Origin of the sequence: Massilia sp. UMI-21, assembly GCA_015277795.1 — a bacterium.
GTDB lineage: Bacteria > Pseudomonadota > Gammaproteobacteria > Burkholderiales > Burkholderiaceae_D > Telluria.
Window position 1 is genome coordinate 5,162,359 of record CP063848.1, and the last position, 20,011, is coordinate 5,182,369.

The 20,011-nt window shown below is 65.2% G+C and carries 18 protein-coding genes and 1 pseudogene; 11 read left to right on the forward strand and 8 right to left on the reverse strand.

Translation table 11 applies throughout. The annotated features are described in order from the left end of the window. The first annotated feature begins 211 nt into the window (after positions 1 to 211). Positions 212 to 421, forward strand: coding sequence for a bacterioferritin-associated ferredoxin (locus IM543_22720; protein QOY94258.1), 210 nt, complete (start codon positions 212 to 214; stop codon positions 419 to 421). 118 nt (positions 422 to 539) lie between these two features. Continuing rightward, positions 540 to 1,010, forward strand: a complete 471-nt coding sequence (gene bfr / locus IM543_22725; GenBank protein ID QOY94259.1) for a bacterioferritin — start codon at positions 540 to 542, stop codon at positions 1,008 to 1,010. Between the two features lie 152 nt (positions 1,011 to 1,162). Here bfr and IM543_22730 read toward each other — a convergent pair whose 3' ends face one another. Beyond that, a complete protein-coding gene (locus IM543_22730) occupies positions 1,163 to 2,113 on the reverse strand; it encodes a fructokinase (GenBank protein QOY94260.1) in 951 nt (316 codons plus the stop codon). Beyond that, positions 2,110 to 2,724 carry a glutathione S-transferase N-terminal domain-containing protein gene (locus IM543_22735; protein QOY94261.1) on the reverse strand — a complete coding sequence of 205 codons (615 nt, stop codon included), beginning with the start codon at positions 2,722 to 2,724 and terminating at the stop codon, positions 2,110 to 2,112. Before IM543_22735 ends, IM543_22730 begins: the two co-directional genes overlap by 4 nt. A gap of 157 nt (positions 2,725 to 2,881) precedes the next feature. On the opposite strand from IM543_22735, the gene purB reads away from it, so the two are divergent. Continuing rightward, the gene (purB, locus tag IM543_22740; GenBank protein ID QOY94262.1) at positions 2,882 to 4,273 is read left to right on the forward strand and encodes an adenylosuccinate lyase; all 1,392 of its coding nucleotides are present in this window, start codon (positions 2,882 to 2,884) and stop codon (positions 4,271 to 4,273) included. Positions 4,274 to 4,405: 132 nt separating this feature from the next. On the opposite strand, the gene IM543_22745 is transcribed toward purB, so the two are convergent. Further along, positions 4,406 to 6,361 (reverse strand): TonB-dependent receptor, encoded by a 1,956-nt coding sequence (locus tag IM543_22745; protein ID QOY94263.1) that lies wholly within the window; start codon positions 6,359 to 6,361, stop codon positions 4,406 to 4,408. 223 nt (positions 6,362 to 6,584) lie between these two features. Between IM543_22745 and IM543_22750 the strand changes: the two genes are divergently transcribed. The 3 genes from IM543_22750 to IM543_22760 are packed head-to-tail and all read left to right on the forward strand — an operon-like array spanning position 6,585 to position 8,308. After that, positions 6,585 to 7,121 carry a cytochrome b gene (locus IM543_22750; protein QOY94264.1) on the forward strand — a complete coding sequence of 179 codons (537 nt, stop codon included), beginning with the start codon at positions 6,585 to 6,587 and terminating at the stop codon, positions 7,119 to 7,121. An 8-nt stretch (positions 7,122 to 7,129) separates the two neighbouring features. Next, positions 7,130 to 7,678: a YceI family protein gene (locus IM543_22755; GenBank protein ID QOY94265.1), complete on the forward strand. Its 549-nt coding sequence runs from the start codon at positions 7,130 to 7,132 to the stop codon at positions 7,676 to 7,678. A 54-nt stretch (positions 7,679 to 7,732) separates the two neighbouring features. After that, positions 7,733 to 8,308, forward strand: a complete 576-nt coding sequence (locus IM543_22760; GenBank protein ID QOY94266.1) for a polyisoprenoid-binding protein — start codon at positions 7,733 to 7,735, stop codon at positions 8,306 to 8,308. Positions 8,309 to 8,375: 67 nt separating this feature from the next. Here the strand turns inward: IM543_22760 and IM543_22765 are convergent, their stop codons facing one another. Then, complete coding sequence (locus tag IM543_22765; GenBank protein ID QOY96826.1) at positions 8,376 to 8,891, reverse strand: hypothetical protein; 516 nt, start codon at positions 8,889 to 8,891, stop codon at positions 8,376 to 8,378. A 486-nt stretch (positions 8,892 to 9,377) separates the two neighbouring features. Continuing rightward, positions 9,378 to 9,893: pseudogene (locus IM543_22770) on the reverse strand (hypothetical protein). A 284-nt stretch (positions 9,894 to 10,177) separates the two neighbouring features. Here IM543_22770 and IM543_22775 point away from each other — a divergent pair. The 4 genes from IM543_22775 to IM543_22790 all read left to right on the forward strand — a co-directional run bounded on the left by IM543_22775 (position 10,178) and on the right by IM543_22790 (position 15,367). Next, a complete protein-coding gene (locus IM543_22775; protein QOY94267.1) occupies positions 10,178 to 10,447 on the forward strand; it encodes a GlsB/YeaQ/YmgE family stress response membrane protein in 270 nt (89 codons plus the stop codon). Between the two features lie 69 nt (positions 10,448 to 10,516). Beyond that, complete coding sequence (gene cls, locus IM543_22780; protein ID QOY94268.1) at positions 10,517 to 11,794, forward strand: cardiolipin synthase; 1,278 nt, start codon at positions 10,517 to 10,519, stop codon at positions 11,792 to 11,794. Positions 11,795 to 11,937: 143 nt separating this feature from the next. After that, positions 11,938 to 14,097 carry a S46 family peptidase gene (locus IM543_22785; GenBank protein QOY94269.1) on the forward strand — a complete coding sequence of 720 codons (2,160 nt, stop codon included), beginning with the start codon at positions 11,938 to 11,940 and terminating at the stop codon, positions 14,095 to 14,097. 181 nt (positions 14,098 to 14,278) lie between these two features. Continuing rightward, positions 14,279 to 15,367 (forward strand): alpha/beta hydrolase, encoded by a 1,089-nt coding sequence (locus tag IM543_22790; GenBank protein ID QOY94270.1) that lies wholly within the window; start codon positions 14,279 to 14,281, stop codon positions 15,365 to 15,367. Here the strand turns inward: IM543_22790 and IM543_22795 are convergent. Beyond that, entirely contained in the window at positions 15,348 to 16,007 is a 660-nt protein-coding gene (locus tag IM543_22795; GenBank protein ID QOY94271.1) for a hypothetical protein, read from the reverse strand. The genes IM543_22790 and IM543_22795 overlap by 20 nt on opposite strands. Before the next feature lie 12 nt (positions 16,008 to 16,019). Continuing rightward, positions 16,020 to 17,483 (reverse strand): amino acid permease, encoded by a 1,464-nt coding sequence (locus IM543_22800; GenBank protein ID QOY94272.1) that lies wholly within the window; start codon positions 17,481 to 17,483, stop codon positions 16,020 to 16,022. Positions 17,484 to 17,778: 295 nt separating this feature from the next. Between IM543_22800 and hmpA the strand changes: the two genes are divergently transcribed. Next, a complete protein-coding gene (gene hmpA, locus IM543_22805) occupies positions 17,779 to 18,969 on the forward strand; it encodes an NO-inducible flavohemoprotein (GenBank protein QOY94273.1) in 1,191 nt (396 codons plus the stop codon). Positions 18,970 to 19,092: 123 nt separating this feature from the next. Here the strand turns inward: hmpA and IM543_22810 are convergent, their stop codons facing one another. Next, positions 19,093 to 19,962 (reverse strand): DUF2807 domain-containing protein, encoded by an 870-nt coding sequence (locus IM543_22810; protein QOY94274.1) that lies wholly within the window; start codon positions 19,960 to 19,962, stop codon positions 19,093 to 19,095. Between the last annotated feature and the right edge of the window lie 49 nt (positions 19,963 to 20,011).

Here is a 20,011-nt window from a genome sequence, read left to right on the forward strand (position 1 = left end):
GTCCGGAATGTGCTGGTGTAGCGCTGATGAGACAGATATGAGCATCATAAACCTAAATGCGAATTATTTCTATTTGCGCTTTGATCACAGACCACGGAAAGCGCGCACAAACGCGAAATTCCTGTTGCAAACGCGATCGAGTTTACGGAGAATAGAACACGAATGAGATTGATTCTCATTTATTTGGCAAAAACGTCAAGGAATCCAAACGATGATCGTCTGTGTCTGCAACAACATCTCCGACCGTGAAATCCGCCAGGCGGTCGACCTCGGCATCTCCTCGGTCGCCGACCTGCACCGCGAGCTGGGGGTGGGTACGATGTGCGGCAAGTGCGTCAGCTATGCGCGCGAAGTGTTGAACGAACACCTGGAAAGCAAGACCGTCGTCACCGAACTGCGCCGCACGCCACAGGCGGCCTGAGCGCATTGCGCTGTTTCCTCCCGCCCTGGCCCGGGCGGGCGATTTGCGCAGCTTGCGCTTCCCCTGCGCCCGCCGTGGTTTGCTATGATGTTGGCGTTCACATCACCGAAAGCAATCCATGAAGGGCGATCCCAACATCATCCGGCTGCTCAACGCGCAGCTGACCAACGAGCTCACCGCGGTCAACCAGTATTTCCTGCATGCGCGCATGTACCGCCACTGGGGTTTCGGCAAGCTGGCCAAGAAGGAATACGACGAATCGATCGGCGAGATGAAGCACGCCGACAAGCTGATCGACCGCATCCTGATGCTCGACGGCCTGCCGAACCTGCAGGCGCTGCACAAGCTGCTCATCGGTGAGTCGACCCAGGAAATGCTGGAATGCGACCTCAAGCTCGAGCGCGCGGCCCAGGTGACGGTCAAGGAAGGCATCGCGGCGGCCGAAGCGGCGGCGGACTACGTGTCCCGCGACCTGTTCCTGATGATCCTCGAGGATACCGAAGAGCACATCGAGTGGCTGGAGACCCAGCTGGACCTGATCGTGAAGGTGGGTATTCAGAATTATCTGCAGAGCCAGATCGGCGAGTAAGGCTGCGCTGCGTGAACCTGGATCCCGGCCTGCGCCGGGAGTCATGGGCGCCAGTGGCGCGCATGACGAATCGAACGTTAGCGGTATCAAGCGCGCCAAGCGCAAGACCGTCGTTCCGGCGCAGGCCGGAACCCAATTTCGCTAGCTCAGCACTACCGCCACTTCCTCATCCACTGGTCGTAAAAACCCAGGTCGCGCGGCACCGCGCCCGAGATGGCGCAGATCGCGCCCGCGAACTCGTTGGCCCGCGCCAGGCTGACATCCAGCGGCCAGCCGCGCATCTTCCCCAGCAGGAAAATCGCCGAGAAGGCATCCCCCGCTCCCACCGTGTCGATGACGAACGGCGGCGCCGGATTGTCGCGGTTCATGATCACGCCGCCGTCCGATCCGAAGTACACCGAGCCCCGGTGCCCCAGCGTGACGATCAGCGCGTCGAGCGAAAACATCTGCAGCAGCGCCTGGCAGGAGGCGCGTACTTCCTCGGCCGCCAGGGCCGGATCGTCCGGCTTGATCTGGAAGTACCAGCTGAACAGCGCCTGCAGTTCTTCTTCGTTGACCTTGGCGATGTTCGCTTCCTGCAGCGAGCGCGTGACGGTGCGTTCTTCGACCTGGCCCTCGCGCAGGTTCAGGTCGAGGAAGCGCAGCGCCGGCGTGGCCCCGAGCAGCGCCATCAGGGTGGTGCGCGAGCGTTCGTTGCGCTGGGCCAGGGTGCCGAAATAGAAAATGCCGGGCCGGGTGTTCTCCAGCGCCGCCTGCGCCCGGGCGAGGTCGATGAAATCGTAGGCCTGGTTCGGCAGGATCGTGAAGCGGTGACCGCGCGCGCCGCGCTCGACCAGCACGCGGCCGGTTTCCTCGAGGGGGTCGAGCTGCAGGCCGGCTTCGCTCATCGCGAAACGTTCGAATTCGGCGCGTACCGCCAGGCCCGGCTTGTCGTTGCCGATACGGGTGAGCATCAGCTGCGGCGCCATGAAGGCGGCCAGGTGGCGCGCCACGTTGAAGGGCGCGCCGCCGACCACCTGCTCGGTGCTGAAATCGTCGACCAGCGCTTCGCCGAATACCACCGTGGCGACGCTGCTCGCCTGGGCTTGGGCCGGGACGCTCACGCGACGGGAGGCGCGGTGTCGCGGAAGGACGCGCGCTCGGCGAGTTTGTCGGCCAGGCGCGCCAGGTTCGGATGCGCGCCGCGCCAGTCGATGTCGGGGAAGCGCAGGGCGAGCCAGCCCAGCGTGCAGCCGACGGCGACGTCGGCCAGCGTGTAGTGGATGCCCATGCAGTAGGCGGAGTCGCCCAGCCTGGCGGACATCTCGCGCAGGCCGGCATCCACCTTGCCCAGCTGGCGCGCGATCCACTGCGCGCTCTGCTGCTCGGGGGCGCGGTCGCGCCGCTCGATGAAGACCAGGATGGCGGCATCGAGCACGCCGTCGGCCAGCGCTTCCCAGACCTTGACCTCGGTGCGGTCGCGGCCGTTCGGCGGCAGCAGCTTGCAGACGGGGGAGATGGTGTCGAGGTATTCGGCGATCACGCGCGAGTCGTACAGCGTGCTGCCGTCTTCCATCACGAGGCAGGGGACCTTGCCGAGCGGGTTGACCTGCCCGATGGAAGTCTCCGCGGCCCAGACGTTTTCCTGCACAAAACTGAAATCGAGCTTCTTGTCCGCCATCACGACGCGGACTTTGCGCACAAAGGGACTGGTGAGGGAACCGATGAGTTTCATACATGCCCGAATAAGAGGATTGGGTGCCAGTATAGCATCGCCATTTCGGCGCTTGTCTGCGCCGAAATGGCTTTCCGCTCGGGGCGCGGGACAGCGCGCGCAAGGCCGGACGACCCGGCCGATGGTAAAATCCGCGTTTTTGCACGGACCGCCCGCCATGACCTCTACCGTCCCCTCCTCTACCCAGTCGGCTGCCCTGTCGGCCCTGTCCCCGCTGGATGGCCGCTACGCGCCGAAAACCGACAAGCTGCGCCCGATCCTGTCCGAAGCGGGCTTCATGCACCACCGCGTGAAGGTCGAAATCGCCTGGCTGCAGGCCCTGTCGCAGGCCGGCTTCCCCGAGATCAAGCCGTTCTCGACCGAAGCGAATGCTCACCTCGAGCGCATGGCCGCGAACTTCGGCGATGCCGAGGCAGCGCGCATCAAGGAGATCGAGGCGGTCACCAACCATGACGTCAAGGCGGTGGAATACTGGCTCAAGGAGCAGGTGAAGGACGTGCCGGAACTGGTGGCGGCGAGCGAATTCATCCACTTCGGCTGCACCTCGGAAGACATCAACAACACCTCGCACGGCATGATGCTCAAGGCCGCGCGCGATGGCGTGATGCTGCCGGCCCTGCAGGGCATCATCGCCAGGCTGACCGAGATCGCCCACACCAACGCGGCGCTGCCGATGCTGTCGCGCACCCACGGCCAGACCGCCAGCCCGACCACCCTCGGCAAGGAATTCGCCAACGTGGTCGCGCGTCTGCAGCGCGCCGTCAAGCGCATCGCCGACGTCGAGATCCTCGGCAAGATGAACGGCGCGGTCGGCAACTACAATGCGCACCTAGCGGCCTACCCGGGCTTCGACTGGCCGGCGTTCTCGAAAGAGGTCATCGAGCAGCGCCTCGGCCTGGTGTTCAACCCGTACACCATCCAGATCGAGCCGCACGACTACATGGCCGAGATGTTCGACGCCATCGCGCGCGCCAACACCATCCTGCTCGACCTGAACCGTGACATCTGGACCTACGTCTCGCTGGGTTACTTCAAGCAGAAACTGCGCGCCGGCGAGATCGGTTCGTCGACCATGCCGCACAAGGTCAACCCGATCGACTTCGAGAACTCGGAAGGCAACCTGGGCCTGGCCAACGCGGTGCTGCGCCACATGGCCGAGAAGCTGCCGGTCTCGCGCATGCAGCGCGACCTGACCGATTCGACCGTGCTGCGCAACATCGGCGTCGGCTTCGGCTACGCGCTGCTGGCCTACGACAGCTGCCTGCGCGGCCTGAACAAGCTGGAAGTGAACGCGGCGCGCCTGGAGCAGGACCTGGATGCGAGCTGGGAAGTGCTGGCCGAGCCGGTGCAGACCGTGATGCGCCGCTACGGCATCGAGAACCCGTACGAACAGCTCAAGGAACTCACCCGCGGCAAGGGCATCACCCGCGACGCGCTGCAGGAGTTCATCGGCAAGCTGGCGATCCCGCAGGAAGCCAAGGAGCTGCTGCTGCAAATGACGCCGGCGAACTACACCGGCCTGGCCGCCGAACTGGCCAAGGCCATCTGATCCTAGGGTGGACGGCTTCGCCGTCCGCGCGTTCAAGCAGCGCAAGAACGGCCGCGCAGGCAGCATCAGGTTGACGCGAACGCGCGGGCGGGAGACCCGCCCATCCTACGCAAAACGCGCATTACACGCGTCTCAATACTCCCACATCAGCTTCACGCCCACCCGCCGCTCGACCTCGGCGCGGTACACGATCGTCCCGTACTCTCCATGCCCGCCGGTGAGGTTCTCGCCGGTCACCGACAGCTCCAGCCCCGGCCGGACGCGCCAGCCCAGGCGCGCGTCGAGCGCCGTGTAGGAAGGCACGTCCGGCGCGGACTTGCCGGCCACCTTGCGCACGCTCACTTCCAGGTCGCGGCGGTCGTCGATGTTGTACAGCGAACGCAGTTGCGCGGTGTGCGCCGGGTCGCGCGCCGCCGCCAGCGTCGCGTTGACGTCGGTGCTGCCGGGCTTGAGGCGCAGCTTCTGGTGCATCGCCGTCCAGCCCGCGGACAGGCGCCAGCGCGGCATCACCTGCAAGCTGCCCCAGGCCTCGATGCCGCTCGAACGTCCTTCCATCAGGCTGTCGAAGGTGATGAAGCTGCGCGTCGGATCGAATTCGGTGGTGCGCAGGTGATCGTAATCGTGATGGAACAGCGTGACCGAATACGAAAGCGGCGCGATCGGCTGGCCACGGTAGCCCAGCTCGAACACCTGCGACACTTCGCCGCGCACACGCGGTCCGCCACGCAGCAGGTAGGGAGCGCGTCCCGGCAGGAAGGCATCGGCATCGAGCCGGGAGGGTGCGCGTACCGTGCGCGAGGCCGCCGCCCACAGCGCGTGGCGCGGCGACAGGCGCCACGACAGGCGCGCACTCGGCAGCCATTCGAGGCGGGTGTACTCGTTGTACTCGAGGCGGCTGCCCAGGGCCAGGCGCCAGTCCTGCGCCAGCGCGATCTCGTCCTGCATGAACAGGCTGGCCCACTGCTGCGTGACGTGCGCCGGCAGGAAGGCGGCAAACTCGCTGTTGTCGACCCGGTCGCGGCTGGAACGGTAATTCGCGCCCCAGACGATGTTGTGCCGGCCGGCCGGGGCCAGCGTGTGCTGGAACTGCAGGTCGGTCGTGGTCAGGCGCTCGCCGAAGAACGGGTCGGCGCGCCGCAGCGTATGGTCGATATACGCCTGGGCCATCAGGCTGCCGCCCGCGTCGAGCGCGCGGTCCCAGCGCACACTGAGGTTGACGCCGTCCGAACGCACGCCGCCCAGCGCCGCCGGCCTGCTTGGCCCGGTAATCTCGCCTGGCGCGGGCTGGCCGAAGCGGCCGCGATACGCGTTGCCGATGAGGCTGTAGCGGTCGCCGCCACGCTCCCAATCGGCGCGCACGCCCAGCAGGGTGCGGCGGTAGCCGTCGTCGACCGGTGCGCCGCTCGCCAGTTCGCTGTCCTCCCGGTAGGTGGTCTTGCCGAAGGCGCGCCAGGCGATGCCGCTCGCCGTGCTGCCGCCATGACGGAAGCCGGCCATGGCGCCGTCGGTCGCGGCCTGCATCACGGCCAGCGTGCCCTGGGTGGCGCGCGCCGAACGCGTGGTGATGTTGATGACGCCGTTGACGGCGTTCAGGCCCCACAGCACGCCTCCCGGGCCGCTGATCACCTCGATGCGCTCGATGTCTTCGAGCAGGACGTCCTGGGCATCCCAGAAGACGCCGGAAAACAGCGGGGTGTACACCGAACGGCCGTCGATCAGCACCAGCAATTTGTTCGAGAGGCTGTTGCCGCTCTGGTTCATGCCGCGTGCGCTGATCGAATAGGCGTAGCTGCTGAGCCGCGCCACATGCAGGTTGGGCGCCCGGCGCAACACGCCCGGCAGGGTCGTGGCGCCGGAGCGGCGGATGTCGTCCGCCGTGATGACGAACACGGCCGCGGCGGCGTCCTGCAGCCGCTCGGGGCGCTTGGACACCGACAGCACCGGAATGTTGGCCAGTTCTTCGATCGACAGGTCGACCAGCTGCTCAGGCTGGAGGTCGCGCTCCTCGGCAAGCGCCGGCATGGCCGGCGACAGCGCCACGCAGGCGGCCACCAGGACCCTGAGCGTGAAAATGGAAGGACACGGCATAGTGTGGTTGACGATCATCTTTTGCGTACTGGCACCATATGGTTTCGCCAGTTATTTCTGCTAAATGTTCTGTTGAGGCGATTTTACATTCCGCCGCCGCCTGCTGTGCATGTTTTGCAATCCGTGCTAGTGTACCCAGCGAAAATATCGGCGGGCAGCAGCATGAAGTAAAGACTGGTATAGTTAGTTCTAACACGTACAACTTTCCAACATAATCATCTTTATGCAACGCTACACCACCCCGGCCATCGTGCTGCACTGGCTGCTCGCGCTGCTGATCGTCGGCACCTTCACGCTCGGGTGGGTGATGACCGACATCCCCGGCATCACGCCGACCAAGCTGAAGTATTTCAACTGGCATAAATGGGCCGGCGTCAGCGTGCTGCTGCTGGCCGCCCTGCGCCTGCTGTGGCGGCTGCTGCGCCACCCGCCCGCCTACGCCGACAGCATGCCGGCCTGGCAGCGCGGTGCGGCGCACGGCCTGCACTGGCTGCTGTACTTCCTGATGTTCGCGGTGCCCCTGTCGGGCTACCTCTACAGCCTGGCGAGCGGCTATCCGATCGTCTGGTTCGGCGTGCTCGAGCTGCCGGTGCTGATCGGGCCCGATCCTGCTCTCAAGCCGGTACTGAAGGACATCCACTACTGGCTCAACATGCTGCTGGCCGGGCTGGTCGGCCTGCACGTGGCGGCCGCGTTCAAGCACCTGCTCGTCGACCGTGACGGCGTGATGGCGCGCATGCTGCCTTTTTCTACCCGTTAGGAGTTCTCATGAAGACAATCAAGGGCCTGCTGCTGGCCTCCGCGCTGGCCAGCGCCCTCGCCGGCGCCGCAGTGCTGAAGACCGACCCCGCAAGAAGCAGCGTGACGGCCACGTTCAAGCAGATGGGCGTGCCGGTCGAGGCGAAGTTCAAGGCATTCAGCGCGCAGATCGACTACGACGCCGCCAGGCCGGCCGCCTCGAAGGCCAGCGTCGAGATCCAGACCGCCAGCTTCGACCTGGGCGACCCGGAATACAACAAGGAAGTCGCCAAGAAGGAATGGTTCAACGCCGCCCAGTTCCCGAAGGCGACGTTCGTGTCCACGGCCATCGCCCCGGCCGGCCCGGGCAAGCTGGACGTCAAAGGCAAGCTGAGCATCAAAGGCCGCAGCGCCGACGTGCGCTTCCCGCTGAGCGTGAAGACCGAAGGCGGCAAACAGGTATTCGAAGGGCAGCTGCCGATCAAGCGGCTGGCCTTCAACATCGGCGAAGGCGAGTGGAAGGACACCAGCATGGTCGCCGATGAAGTCGTCATTAAATTCCGCGTTGCAGCCCAATAAGCGCGGCCCCCGCATCAAGGTCACAAGCACTTCAACACACGCAAGGAAAAATCCATGAAAATCAAGCACCTGATCACGGCCCTGGCCGCTTCGAGCACCCTTGGCGCCGGCATCGCCTTCGCCGCCGACACCTACAAGATCGAACCGAACCACACCTACCCGAGCTTCGAAGCCGACCACATGGGCATCTCGGTCTGGCGCGGCAAGTTCAACAAGACCGAAGGCACCGTCACCCTGGACCGCAAGGCCAAGACCGGCACCCTCGACATCACCGTGGACATCGACAGCATCGACTTCGGCCACGACAAGATGAATGCGCACGCCAAATCGCCGGACATCTTCGACGCCGCCCAATTCCCGACCGCGACCTTCAAGTCGAAGTCGATCAAGTTCACCGGCGACGTCCCGACCGCGGCCGAAGGCGAGCTGACCCTGCATGGCGTGACCAAGCCGCTGACCCTGAACATCAGCAAGTTCAAGTGCATCGACCACCCGATGCTCAAGCGCGAGGTGTGCGGCGCCGACGTGAGCGGCAGCTTCCAGCGCAGCGACTTCGGCATCAACTACGGCCTGCCGCGCTTCTCGCCGGAAGTGAAGCTGGCGATCCAGGTGGAAGCGGTCAAGCAGTAATCCGTTTCACCAAAGAAAAAGCCTCGGTGCAGCACCGAGGCTTTTTTCGTTCTACGAGAACCGCTGCTTAGCGGCCGTCGTGGTCCGCGTCACCCGGGATGGCGCGCTCGACCTTGTGCCATGCGGCGCGCGAGGCGTGCTTGGCCTGGTCCCAGTTCAGGCGCGACGTGCCCTTGGTACGCTCCCACTCGCTCGACAGGTCCTGCTCGTGCATGTCGTAGCTACCCGGATAGCGGCCTGCCGAGTTGTAGCCCAGCGCGTAGGCCGGTGCATAGTCGTCGTAGGTGTAGCCCGGGGTGTAATACGGCTGGGTCTGGTACTGACCGCGCCAGTGGGCGTCTTCCTCTTGCGGGTTGACCATCTTGGCCACGCCCTTGCCGGCCATGCCGCCGATGGCCGCGCCGATGCCGGCCCCTGCCACCGCACCGATCGGGCCGCCCACCGCGCCACCGAGGGCCGCACCGCCGACAGCGGCGCCGGCGCCGGCGCCGGCACCGGTCGCCAGGTGGTGGTCACGCAGTTCGTCGTCGCGTTTCGGGTTGACGACTTCGCCCGTGCCCTGGCCAGCCGCGCCGCCGGCCAGGCCGCCGATCACGGCGCCTGCGGCGGTGCCGATCGGGCCGGCCACCGAGCCTGCCGCCGCACCCACGGCCGCGCCGCCGGCGCCGCCGACGCCTTGTGCCAGGTGATGGTCGTTCAGGTCGTCATTGCCTTTCGGGTTCACGACTTCGCCCGCGCCGCGGCCGGCTGCGCCGCCCGCCAGGCCGCCCACCACCGCACCGGCAGCCATGCCGATCGGGCCGGCCGCCGCGCCTGCGATGGCGCCGACCGCGGCACCGCCGCTCGAGCCGACGCCCTTGGCCAGGTAGTGTTCCGACAGGTCGTCGCCCGCTTTCGGGTTGACGACTTCGCCCACGCCCTTGCCGGCCATGCCGCCGGTGACCGCGCCGATGGCGGCGCCCGCCACGGTGCCGATCGGACCGGCTGCCGAACCGATGGCCGCGCCGGCGACCGCGCCGCCGGCGGCGCCGATGCCGGCGCCGATCACGTGGCTACCGCCATTGTCGGTGAACGATTGTTCGATGTGGCGTGCGTCTTCGTCCGAACGTGCGTGCACGCCCATCACGATGCCGCCGCGCTTGATGCCTTCTTCGTAGTGCGCGGCACGCTCTTCCGGAATACCGGCGCCGATCAGTGCGCCGATCAGGCCGCCGGTGATGCCGCCGGCGCCGGCGCCGGCCAGGGCCGCGGCCAGCGGGCCGGCCACCACCAGGCCAACGCCCGGCAGTACGAGGGTGGTGCCGACGGCGGCAATACCTGCCAGCACGGCGCCGATGGTGCCGCCGATGCCGGCACCGATGCCGGCGCCTTCGGCGGCTTTGCTGCCCAGTTCGGTGTCGGTGTCCTTGAAGTGGGTCTTGCGGGCCTCGTCCGACATCATCAGGTTGACGTCGTCCTTGCCGTAACCACGGGTCGAGATCGAGGAGTAGGCACGTTCTGCACTGGCGCGGTCAGGGAACAGGCCCGTGACCATGCGGGAATTCTGGGTGCGGCTCTGGTTGTTATTCGAATCGTAGTTACTCATGGCGAATCCTTTCAGAAGGTTCAGGTGCTTGGTCCTGCAAACGGGAATTGGTATTGCAAGTGTTGAAACCTTATGCGCCGCACCAGACCTCTTCTGTTCGCTGACGCACTCTATCCGTTTCTTTTCGCTCAGCCGTACGGCGGACAAGAACGGGCTTGCAGATTCGCCGTCTAACGTTCGTTGCCGCACCGACCTGAAGGGGACTGGTCTCTAGACTTTTCTCCATGGCCACGGCAATTCATCGGCCTGGGGGTATGTTTTCTTACACTTGAAGGAGGTACACCATGTTGTTCATCATTTGGATCGTTGTCGGTGGCATTCTGGGCTGGCTCGCCAGCATGGTCATGAAAACCGACGCTGAGCAGGGCATGATTCTCAATGTCGTGGTTGGTATTGTCGGCGCCTTCCTGGGCGGCTGGCTCCTGTCGCCGCTGTTCGGCTCGGGTACCATCAACTCGGACGACTTCAGCGTTTCGTCGCTGCTGGTCTCGTTCCTGGGTGCTGTCATCCTGCTGGCTATCGTGAACCTGCTGCGTCGCGGCCGTGTCCGTTAATCTGCAGTGAAAAGCTCTTTCTAAAAACCAACGCTTCGTGCGTTGGTTTTTTTACGCCTGCAATTCATCATGACACCAAAACGATTCTGGACGATCCTGGTCACGGCCGCACTCACGCTGGTCGCCGGCATATTCGTGCTCAACTTCATGCCAGGCGAAACGCAGATCGAAAGCCGCCTGACACGGCAGTACGACACCAACGACCCGCAGTTCCGTCGCTCGCTCGGCGTCCTGCTTGGCCCGCCCATCCTCGAAGGCAACAAGGTAGATGTGCTGCTCAACGGGGACCAGATCTTCCCAGCCATGCTGGACGCGATCCGCTCGGCCGAGAAATCGATTACTTTCGAAACCTATATCTACTGGTCCGGCAGCATCGGACGCGAATTCACCGAAGCCTTGATCGAGCGTGCCCGTGCCGGCGTCAAGGTCCATGTGATGCTGGATTTCATGGGCAGCATCAAGCTTGGCCTCGCGCAGATCGACGCCATGAAGCAGGCCGGCGTGCAGGTGCAGCGCTACCATAAGCCGGTCTGGTGGAAGCTGGCGCGACTGAACAACCGTACCCACCGCAAACTGCTGGTGATCGACGGCAAGATCGGTTTCACCGGCGGCGTCGGGATCGCCGACCAATGGCGCGGCAACGCCCAGGACCAGGATCACTGGCGCGACACGCATTTCCGCATCCAGGGCCCGGTGGTCGGCCAGGTGCAGGCTGTGTTCAACGATAACTGGACCAAGGCGACCGGTACCGTGCTGGACGGTGCCGACTATTTTCCGGCCCTTGAACCGGTCGGGGACATGCCGGCCCAGATGTTCTCCAGCTCGCCGACCGGCGGCGCGGAATCGATGCACCTGATGTACCTGATGGCGATCACCGCGGCGCGCCACGCCATCGACCTGTCGGCCGCCTACTTCGTGCCCGACGACCTCACCATCCGCACCCTGATCGCCGCGGCCAAGCGCGGCGTGCGCGTGCGTATCCTGATGCCGGGCAAGCATATCGACTCGGACCTGGTCAAGGCGGCCTCGCGCGAGCGCTGGGGCGAACTGCTGGCCGCCGGCGTGCAGCTTGCCGAATACCAGCCCACGATGTACCACGTGAAGGCGCTGATCGTCGACAATCTGCTGGTGTCGGTGGGATCGACCAACTTCGACAACCGCTCGTTCAGCATCAACGACGAAGCCAACCTCAACGTCCTGCATGCGGGCTTCGCACGCGAACAGACGGCGATCTTCGAGGATGACTGGCGGCATGCGAACCGGGTGACGAAGGCGGAATTCCGGGAGCGCTCATGGTGGCAGCGCTTCACCACCAAAATGGCCTCGTTGGTCGGTGCCCAACTCTAAGAACAAGCTGCCAGACAAGGTCGTAAAGGCAAAACAATCCTTTGGCAGGGCGAAATAGTGGTTGACGATGCACATGTGGATTACGGATACTCATGGATGCTCCGCGGAGCCCATGAGTTCCCATCCCAACCAGACAGACGCGAATGAAAAAGACCCTCCTCTCGCTGGCCATCCTGACCAGCTTCGCCGCACAAGCGGACGAAGGCATGTGGATGCCGCAGCAGCTGCCACAAGTAGCCAAGCAACTGAAAGCCGCCGGCCTCAAGCTGGACCCGGCGTCCCTGACCAAGCTGACCGAATTCCCGATGGGCGCGATCGTGAGCCTGGGCGGCTGCTCGGCCTCGTTCGTCTCGCCGCAGGGCCTGGTCGTCACCAACCACCACTGCGTGTACAACAGCGTGGCGGTCAACTCGACCCCGGAACGCGACCTGCTCGCCAACGGTTTCCTGGCCAAGACCATGGGCGACGAGCTGCCGGCCGCGCCGGGCAGCCGCGTCTACGTGACCGAGGAAGTGGCGAACGTCACCAACCAGGTCATCACCCCGGAAGTGGCCAAGCTGAACGGCAAGGCACGCATCGACGCCATCGAGAAGAACCAGAAGAAGCTGGTGGCCGCATGCGAACAGGAAGCCGGCTACCGCTGCACCGTGGCCAGCTACTACGGCGGACTGGAGTTCTATCGCCTGAAGCAGCTCGAAATCCGTGACGTGCGCCTGGTGCACGCGCCGCCGGCCGGCGTCGGCAAGTTCGGCGGCGACACCGACAACTGGATGTGGCCGCGCCACACCGGCGACTACGGTTTCTACCGCGCCTACGTGAGCAAGGACGGCAAGGCTGCCGAGTTCTCCAAGGACAACGTGCCCTACCAGCCGAAACACCACCTGAAGATCGCCACCGAAGGCTCGAAGGAAGGCGATTTCATCATGGTGCTGGGCTACCCGGGCCGCACCAACCGCCACCGCCTGCCATCCGAAGTGGCGTCGACCTTCACCTGGAACTACCCGGCCTTCGTGCAGGCATCGGGCGAAGTCCTGGCGATCATCGAGCGTGAGACCAAGAACGATCCGGCTGCCAGGCTGAAGTATGCCGGCCAGATTGCCGGCGTCAACAACTACTACAAAAACCGCAAGGGCATGCTGACGTCGTACGCGAACAGCGACTTCCTGCAGCGCAAGACCGCCGAACACAATGCCCTGAAGGCCTGGGTCAACGCGGATCCGGCGCGCAAGGCGCAATACGCCGCCGACATCGAAGCGGCCGAGAAACTGATCGCCGAGCGCGACGCCAATGCCAAGAAGGAATTCTTCCTGGGCTACTCCCAGCCGAAGTTCCTGTCCTCGGCACGTTCGCTGTACCGCCTGGCCAACGAGCGCACCAAGCCGGACGCCGAGCGCAAGTCGGGCTACCAGGAACGCGACCTGCCGCGCTGGAACTCGATCATCGCCGGCCAGGACCGCACCTACGACGAAAAGGTCGACAAGGCGCTGGTGCTGAACTTCCTGACCAAGTACAACGCGCAACCGTCCAGCGAGCATGACGCCGCCTTCGACGCCGCCCTGGGCATCAAGCCGGGCATGACTGATGCCGAGCTGAAGGCCGCGCTGGACCGCATCTACGCCGGTTCGAAGCTGGCCAACAAGGAAGCGCGCACTGCGTGGCTGACGAAGTCGCCGGCCGAATTCCAGGCCTCGGACGACAGCTTCATCAAGGCTGCGGTCGCCATGTACGACGCCGCCATGCGCGAAGAAGCCCAGGAAGAAGAACTGGCCGGCAAGATCCAGCAGGCTTACGCGAACTACATGAAGGCCAAGATCGCCTTCATGAACAGCAAGGGCCAGGCCGTCTATCCGGATGCCAACGGCACCCTGCGCGCGACCTTCGGCAAGATCGCCGGCCGTGACGTCGGCGCCGACGGCACCGAAGGCTGGACCGCGTTCACCACCGTCAAGGGCGTGGTGGCCAAGCACACCGGCGAAGGCGAGTTCGATGCGCCGGATGCCCAGCTGGCCGCGATCAAGGCCAAGGACTTCGGCAAGTACGTCGATCCGAAGCTGAAGACCGTGCCGGTCAACTACCTGGCGACGCTGGACATCACCGGCGGCAACTCGGGTTCGGCCGCGCTGAACTCGAAGGCCGAGCTGATCGGCCTGGCCTTCGACGGCACCCTGGACTCGATCATCTCGGACTGGGACTTCAACAAGGCCATGACCCGCGACATCCAGGTCGACATCCGCTACATCCTGTGGAACATGAAACACGTGGACAAGGCGGACAACCTGCTGAAGGAAATGAACGTGCAATAAACGTTCTCCCGGCACCGGCGGGGCCGGAATAAAGAAGCCACGCCGCCGCAAGGCCGCGTGGCTTTTCTTTTCCCGGATGGCCGGCGCCGTTCGTGCCGCCGATCCTGCAGTCCGTCGCGCGCCGGATGCAGGCATGCAGATGCGGCGCTATGCTCCTTCCATCGACAGGAAAGGAGCACCTATGAAGAAAATCTGGCTGTTGATCGGTGCGCTGCTGGCCTCGGCCTCGGCATGCACCCTGGCGCAGGATGCGCCCGACCCGTATGCGAAGGCGCGCGCCATCGTCGCAGACCTGGGCCGCATCAGCGCGCCGAGCGGCGTGCAGGAGTCGTACAAGACCCGCATCGGCGGGGTCGAGCAGTGGCTGAACGTGCGTGGCCAGGACCGCGACAATCCCATGATCCTGTTCGTGCACGGCGGCCCGGCGTCGCCCGTGACGCCGACCATGTGGCAGTTCCAGCGCCCGATCGAGGAATACTTCACCGTGGCGAACTGGGACCAGCGCGGCGCCGGCAAGAGCTACGGCGAGACCGATCCCGACAAGGTGGCCGACACCATCCGCATCGCGCGCTACGTCGATGACGCGATCGAGGTGGCCGAGCACCTGCAGGCGCGCTACGGCAAGCGCAAGCTGATCCTGATGGGCCACAGCTGGGGCACCATCATCGGCATGCGCGCAGCGCTCAAGCGTCCCGACCTGTTCCATGCCTACGTGGGCATCGGCCAGGTGCTGAACATGCGCGAGAACGAGCGCATCAGCTTCGACTATGCCTTCGAGCGCGCCAGGCGCGAGAACAATGCCGAAGCGGTCAAGGAGATGGCCTCGATCGCGCCCTACCCGGGCGGGCAGCCGATCACGCGCGAACGCATCATCATCGCGCGCAAGTGGCCGCAATACTACGGCGGCCTGTCGGCCTTCCGCGGCGAGTCGGCCTACTTCTTCCGCGGCCCCCTGCTCTCGCCCGACTACACGCCGGCCCAGGTGAAGGACATCGACCAGGGCAGCGTGCTGACGCTGGGCCGCGTACTGCCGGAATTCCTCGAAGTCGATTTTTCAGGCGTGAAGCGCTTCCCGATCCCGGTCGTGATGTTCCTGGGGCGGCACGACTACACCACGCCGGCCGCGCCCACGGTGGCCTGGATGGAGAAGGTGGACGCGCCCTACAAGCGCATCGTCTGGTTCGAACGCTCGGCGCACATGATTCCCTGGGAAGAACCGGGCAAGCTTCTCGTCAGCCTGCTCGAGGTGGTCAGGCCGCTGGTGAAGTGAGACTGCGCATGATCGCTTCCAGCTCGGCCGCGATCTGCTCGGCCAGCCGGTGGATGTGGAAGCCGTCGACAAAGCCGTGGTGCGCCTGCACCGAGAACGGCAGCTCCAGGCGGCCGCTCCCGGCGTCGCGGAACTTGCCCCAGGCGAAGGATGGGATGTCCGGCTGCGCCAGCGAGGCGCTCGGATGCTGGATCGCCGTGAAGGCCAGCCAGGGGATGCAGGTGACAAAGACCTGCTCCTTGGCCTGCAGCGGCGTGCGGGCGGCATACGCCATGTTCAGCGCCGCCATGCTGCTGGCCGCTTCGCGCGCCGCGATGCCGCGCGCGACGAACTCGCGCACATCGTCGCTCCAGTCGAACTGGGCGAAGTTCAGGTCATGGTGCTGGTTGACCACCGTGAAGGACGGAATCAGGCGGTCGATGCGGATCACCTCGCCGTCGAGGACGCGGTAGCGGAAATTCTCCACCTCGAGCACCGCGCGCAGCACGGCGCACAAGAGCACGTGGAACGGCGCCAGGCCCTGCTCCTTGCACCAGGGCCGGAAATCCGGCAGCGCGAGCGGGAAGCAGATGTTGACCGCCGCGCTGTCCATGCCGTCGAACAGCGCGAAGCGGTCGCGCCGCCGTTCGAAATTCTCCACCACCACCCCTGCTTACTGCGCCTTGTTCAGGCGGCTGTGACGCACGCTGTACAGGAAGTAGGTCGCCACCGCCACGCCCATCCAGATGAAGAATACGCGGAAGGTGGCCGGCGACAGGTCCTTCATGATGTACAGGCAGGCCAGCACCGACAGGCCCGGGATCACGTAGGGGCCGAAAGGGACGCGGAAGGCGCCCGGCTCGCCGTGGCCCTGCTTGGCGCGGATCACCGGCACCGCGATCGAGACCACGATGAAGGCGGTCAGCGTGCCCATGCTCACCATGTCCCACAAGAAGGTCGAATCGACCAGGCCGGCCACCGCGCCCACCACCAGGCAGACGATGATGGTATTGCTGACCGGGGCCAGGGTGCGCTGGTTCACCTTCTGGAAGGTCTTCGGGATCAGGCCGTCGCGGCTGATCGCGTACAGGATGCGCGTCTGGCCGTAGATGGTCACCAGGGTCACCGAGAACACCGACACCACGGCGCCGAGCGACAGCACCAGCGCCGGCCAGGCCTTGCCGCTCACGTTCTGCAGGATCACCGCCAGGCCGGCCTCCTGCCCCGCGAACATGTGCGAAGGCTGGGCGCCGACCGCGGCCACCGCCACCAGCAGGTAGAAGGCGGTGACGATCACCAGCGCTGCCAGGATCCCGAGCGGCACGTTGCGGCGCGGGTTGTTGGTTTCCTCGCCGGCGGTGGCGATGGTGTCGATGCCGATAAAGGAGAAGAACACGGTGCCGGCGGCGGCGGTCACGCCGGCCATGCCCACATAGCCGCTCTCCCGGTCAGGGTTGAAGAAAGGCGTGAAGTTGGCGGCATCGAAGCCGGTGAAGGCGATCACCGCGAAGAAGATCAGGATCGCCAGCTTGATCAGCACCATGATGGCATTGGTGGTCGCCGATTCCTTGGTGCCGCGGATCAGGAGCAGGCAGCACATCGCCACCAGGATCACCGGCGGCAGGTTGAAATTGCCCGGACTGAAGTGGACGTTATGGTGATCGGATACGAACATCGGCGAGCGCAGGTGGGCCGGAATCTCCCAGCCGAAGGCGTTTACCAGGAAGTTGTTCAGGTAGTCCGACCAGCCGATCGCCACGGCGCTGCCGGCCAGGCCGTATTCGAGCAGCAGGCAGGCGGCCACGATGAAGGCGGCGAACTCGCCGACGGTCGCATAGGCGAAGGAATACGAGGAACCGGCGGCCGGCACCCGGCCCGCCAGTTCGGCGTAGCACAGCGCGGTCAGGCCGGCGGTGAGCGCGGCCAGCAGGAAGGAAAGGACCACGGCCGGACCCGCCTTCGGTACCGCCTCGACCATCGTAAAGAAGATGCCGGTGCCGATGGTGGCGCCGACGCCGATCATCGTCAGCGGGAACAGGCCGAGCGAACGCTGCAGGCCCCCTCCCGTGTGTTCGCCTTCACGATGGCGTTCAGCCTGTTTGGTACGAATCAGCTTTTGGCCCAGGGTCAGATTCACGGCATGTCCTTTGGTGGCGCAGCCTTGCGCGGCGCGGTTTGTCTCACATTGGCAGCTTGCGTGGTTACCAATTTCTTAGTTACTGATCAAAACCAGTCAAACCAGCGATTATAGGGGTTTTGCGTACGCTCAATAAAATTGTTTGCCCAAAGATGCATTTACTCAGCATCTTTTGATAGAATGGCGGCGTCCGCACCCATCCACCTGCCAGTCCGGACCATTTTTTTGGCTTTAAACATGCATTATTTATGCATCTATAAGCGGCATCTATAAGCGGCATCCATAAGGAACCAACATGATCTCGAGCGCTTCCCGTCCCTACATCGACGCTTCCGTTCCCGTCCTGCGCGAACACGGCCTGACCATCACCACCACCTTCTACCGCAGCATGTTCGAAGCCCATCCGGAGCTGAAGAACCTGTTCAACATGGGTAACCAGACCAGCGGCGTGCAGCAACAGTCGCTGGCCTCGGCGGTGTTCGCGTATGCCGCCAATATCGGCAACGCCGCCGCGCTCGGTCCCGTGGTGGGCCGTATCGTGCACAAGCACGCCTCGGTGGGCATCCGTGCCGACCATTACCCGATCGTCGGCCACCACCTGCTGGGCGCGATCAAGACCGTGCTGGGCGATGCCGCCACCGAGCCACTGCTCAAGGCATGGGAAGAGGCCTATACCTCGCTGGCCCGCCTGCTGATCGATGCGGAAGCGAAGATGTACGAGGAAGCCGGCGTGCGGCCGGGCGAGACCCGCGCGATGCGCGTGACGGAAGTGGTGCGCGAGAGCGACAACGTGATCTCGATCCGCCTTGTCCCGCTGGACGGCGGCGCCCTGCCGCCCTTCAAGGCCGGCCAGTACGTGAGCGTGGCGGTCGATTTCAAGGACGGCCGCCGCCAACTGCGCCAGTACAGCCTGTCGGACGCCAACGGCAAGGACAGCATGCGCATTTCGGTCAAGCGCGAAGATGGCAACAGCGTGGCGGCGCCCGGGGAGGTGTCGACCTGGCTGCACAATCACGTGAACGTGGGCGACGTGCTGAACGTGACCCATCCGTTCGGCGACTTCCTGCCCGATACCGAGTCGAACGAACCGGTCGTGCTGCTGTCGGCGGGCGTCGGCATCACGCCGATGATCGCGGCGCTCAACCGCATCGCGACGGTCAATCCCGAGCGCCGCGTGATCTTCGCCCACGCCGCACGCAACGAGGCGCACCATGCGCACCAGGCCGATATCGCCGCCGCCAGGGCGCGCATGCCGTACCTGCACGTGGTGACCTTCTACGAAGACGGGGAAGCAGCCGACGCCCTGAAGGGAAAAATGGACCTCGAGCGCCTGCCCTCGTGGCCGCGCGGCGAGACCGATGTCTACCTGTGCGGACCGCTGCCCTTCATGCAGGCCCAGTGGAACGCCCTGCTGGCGGCAGGCGCGCCGGCGGCCCGCCTGCACCGCGAGGTGTTCGGTCCGGACCTGCTGGACAACCTGCTGTAATTTCAAGCACCACAACGCGTAGGGTGGGCGGCTTTGCCGCCCACGCGTTCAAGCAGTGCATGCTGTGCATCGACGCATCCGATAGTTGAACGCGCGGTCGGGAGACCCGACCGCCCTACAACATCAATCCAGCAGATGCACGTTACGCCCCGTGACGCTGCGCTGCGCCGGATGGCCGTACACCCGGATCCCGCCCGAACCGCCGCCGTGCGCGACCAGCGATTGCTTCACGGTGGCGCGGATGCCGCCCGAACCGTCGGCCGCCAGGTCGGCGTCCTGGGTCGACAGCGCCGCCAGGTCCAGGCTGCCCGAACCGGCGACGCGGGCATTCAGCGAGCGCACCGCGCCCGCCGCCTGCAGCACGCCGGAACCGGCCACGCTCACGCGCGCATAGTCGCCGCGAATCTCGCCGATGTGCACGCGGCCCGAACCCGACAGGCCGAGATCCGCACTGGCGCTGCGCAGCTCGCCCGCGTCGAGCACGCCCGAGCCGCTCACGCGCGCATGCAGGCTGTCGACCTTCCCGGCCAGCGCTACCCGTCCGGAACCGCTCTTGCGCACTTCCAGCGGCGCGCCGTTCAGGTCGCGCACGAACACCTGGCCGGAACCCGAGGCCCGCACTTCGCTCAGGCGCGGCGTGGTGTAGACGATGCGCACCGGCGTCTTGCTGCGCAGGTGGCGCTCGTTGGAAATCTGCAGCGTATTGCCGCGCGTCTCGGTACGGATGTAGGGCAGCAGGTTGGCGTCGCTTTCGACCAGCAGCGAGGGCGCCGGGCCGACGCGCACCTCGACCTGCATCGAGCCGCTCACGTCCAGTTCGCCGAGCGCCGCCACCTGGCGCTGGTCGCGCGCGGCCACGCCGTCGCCCTCGACCGTGCTGTCGCTGAATACCGTATGCATGCGCACGTCGCCGTCGTTGGGCGACACGATGATGGCGCAGCCGCCCAGGGAGGCGACGGCGGCGATGGTGGCAAGGGCGATAAGCGAACGCATGGTGTTTCCTTCGTGGTTGTTGACGGATATGACTCTAACAACCCTCCTG

Coding starts and splice junctions, on each gene's coding strand:
- IM543_22760 (QOY94266.1), top strand. CDS start 7,733: ATGAAAATCAAGCACCTGATCACGGCCCTGGCCGCTTCGAGCACCCTT.
- IM543_22785 (QOY94269.1), top strand. CDS start 11,938: ATGAAAAAGACCCTCCTCTCGCTGGCCATCCTGACCAGCTTCGCCGCA.
- IM543_22810 (QOY94274.1), bottom strand. CDS start 19,962: ATGCGTTCGCTTATCGCCCTTGCCACCATCGCCGCCGTCGCCTCCCTG.
- bfr (QOY94259.1), top strand. CDS start 540: ATGAAGGGCGATCCCAACATCATCCGGCTGCTCAACGCGCAGCTGACC.
- hmpA (QOY94273.1), top strand. CDS start 17,779: ATGATCTCGAGCGCTTCCCGTCCCTACATCGACGCTTCCGTTCCCGTC.
- purB (QOY94262.1), top strand. CDS start 2,882: ATGACCTCTACCGTCCCCTCCTCTACCCAGTCGGCTGCCCTGTCGGCC.
- IM543_22790 (QOY94270.1), top strand. CDS start 14,279: ATGAAGAAAATCTGGCTGTTGATCGGTGCGCTGCTGGCCTCGGCCTCG.
- IM543_22775 (QOY94267.1), top strand. CDS start 10,178: ATGTTGTTCATCATTTGGATCGTTGTCGGTGGCATTCTGGGCTGGCTC.
- IM543_22735 (QOY94261.1), bottom strand. CDS start 2,724: ATGAAACTCATCGGTTCCCTCACCAGTCCCTTTGTGCGCAAAGTCCGC.
- IM543_22750 (QOY94264.1), top strand. CDS start 6,585: ATGCAACGCTACACCACCCCGGCCATCGTGCTGCACTGGCTGCTCGCG.
- IM543_22755 (QOY94265.1), top strand. CDS start 7,130: ATGAAGACAATCAAGGGCCTGCTGCTGGCCTCCGCGCTGGCCAGCGCC.
- cls (QOY94268.1), top strand. CDS start 10,517: ATGACACCAAAACGATTCTGGACGATCCTGGTCACGGCCGCACTCACG.
- IM543_22745 (QOY94263.1), bottom strand. CDS start 6,361: ATGCCGTGTCCTTCCATTTTCACGCTCAGGGTCCTGGTGGCCGCCTGC.
- IM543_22720 (QOY94258.1), top strand. CDS start 212: ATGATCGTCTGTGTCTGCAACAACATCTCCGACCGTGAAATCCGCCAG.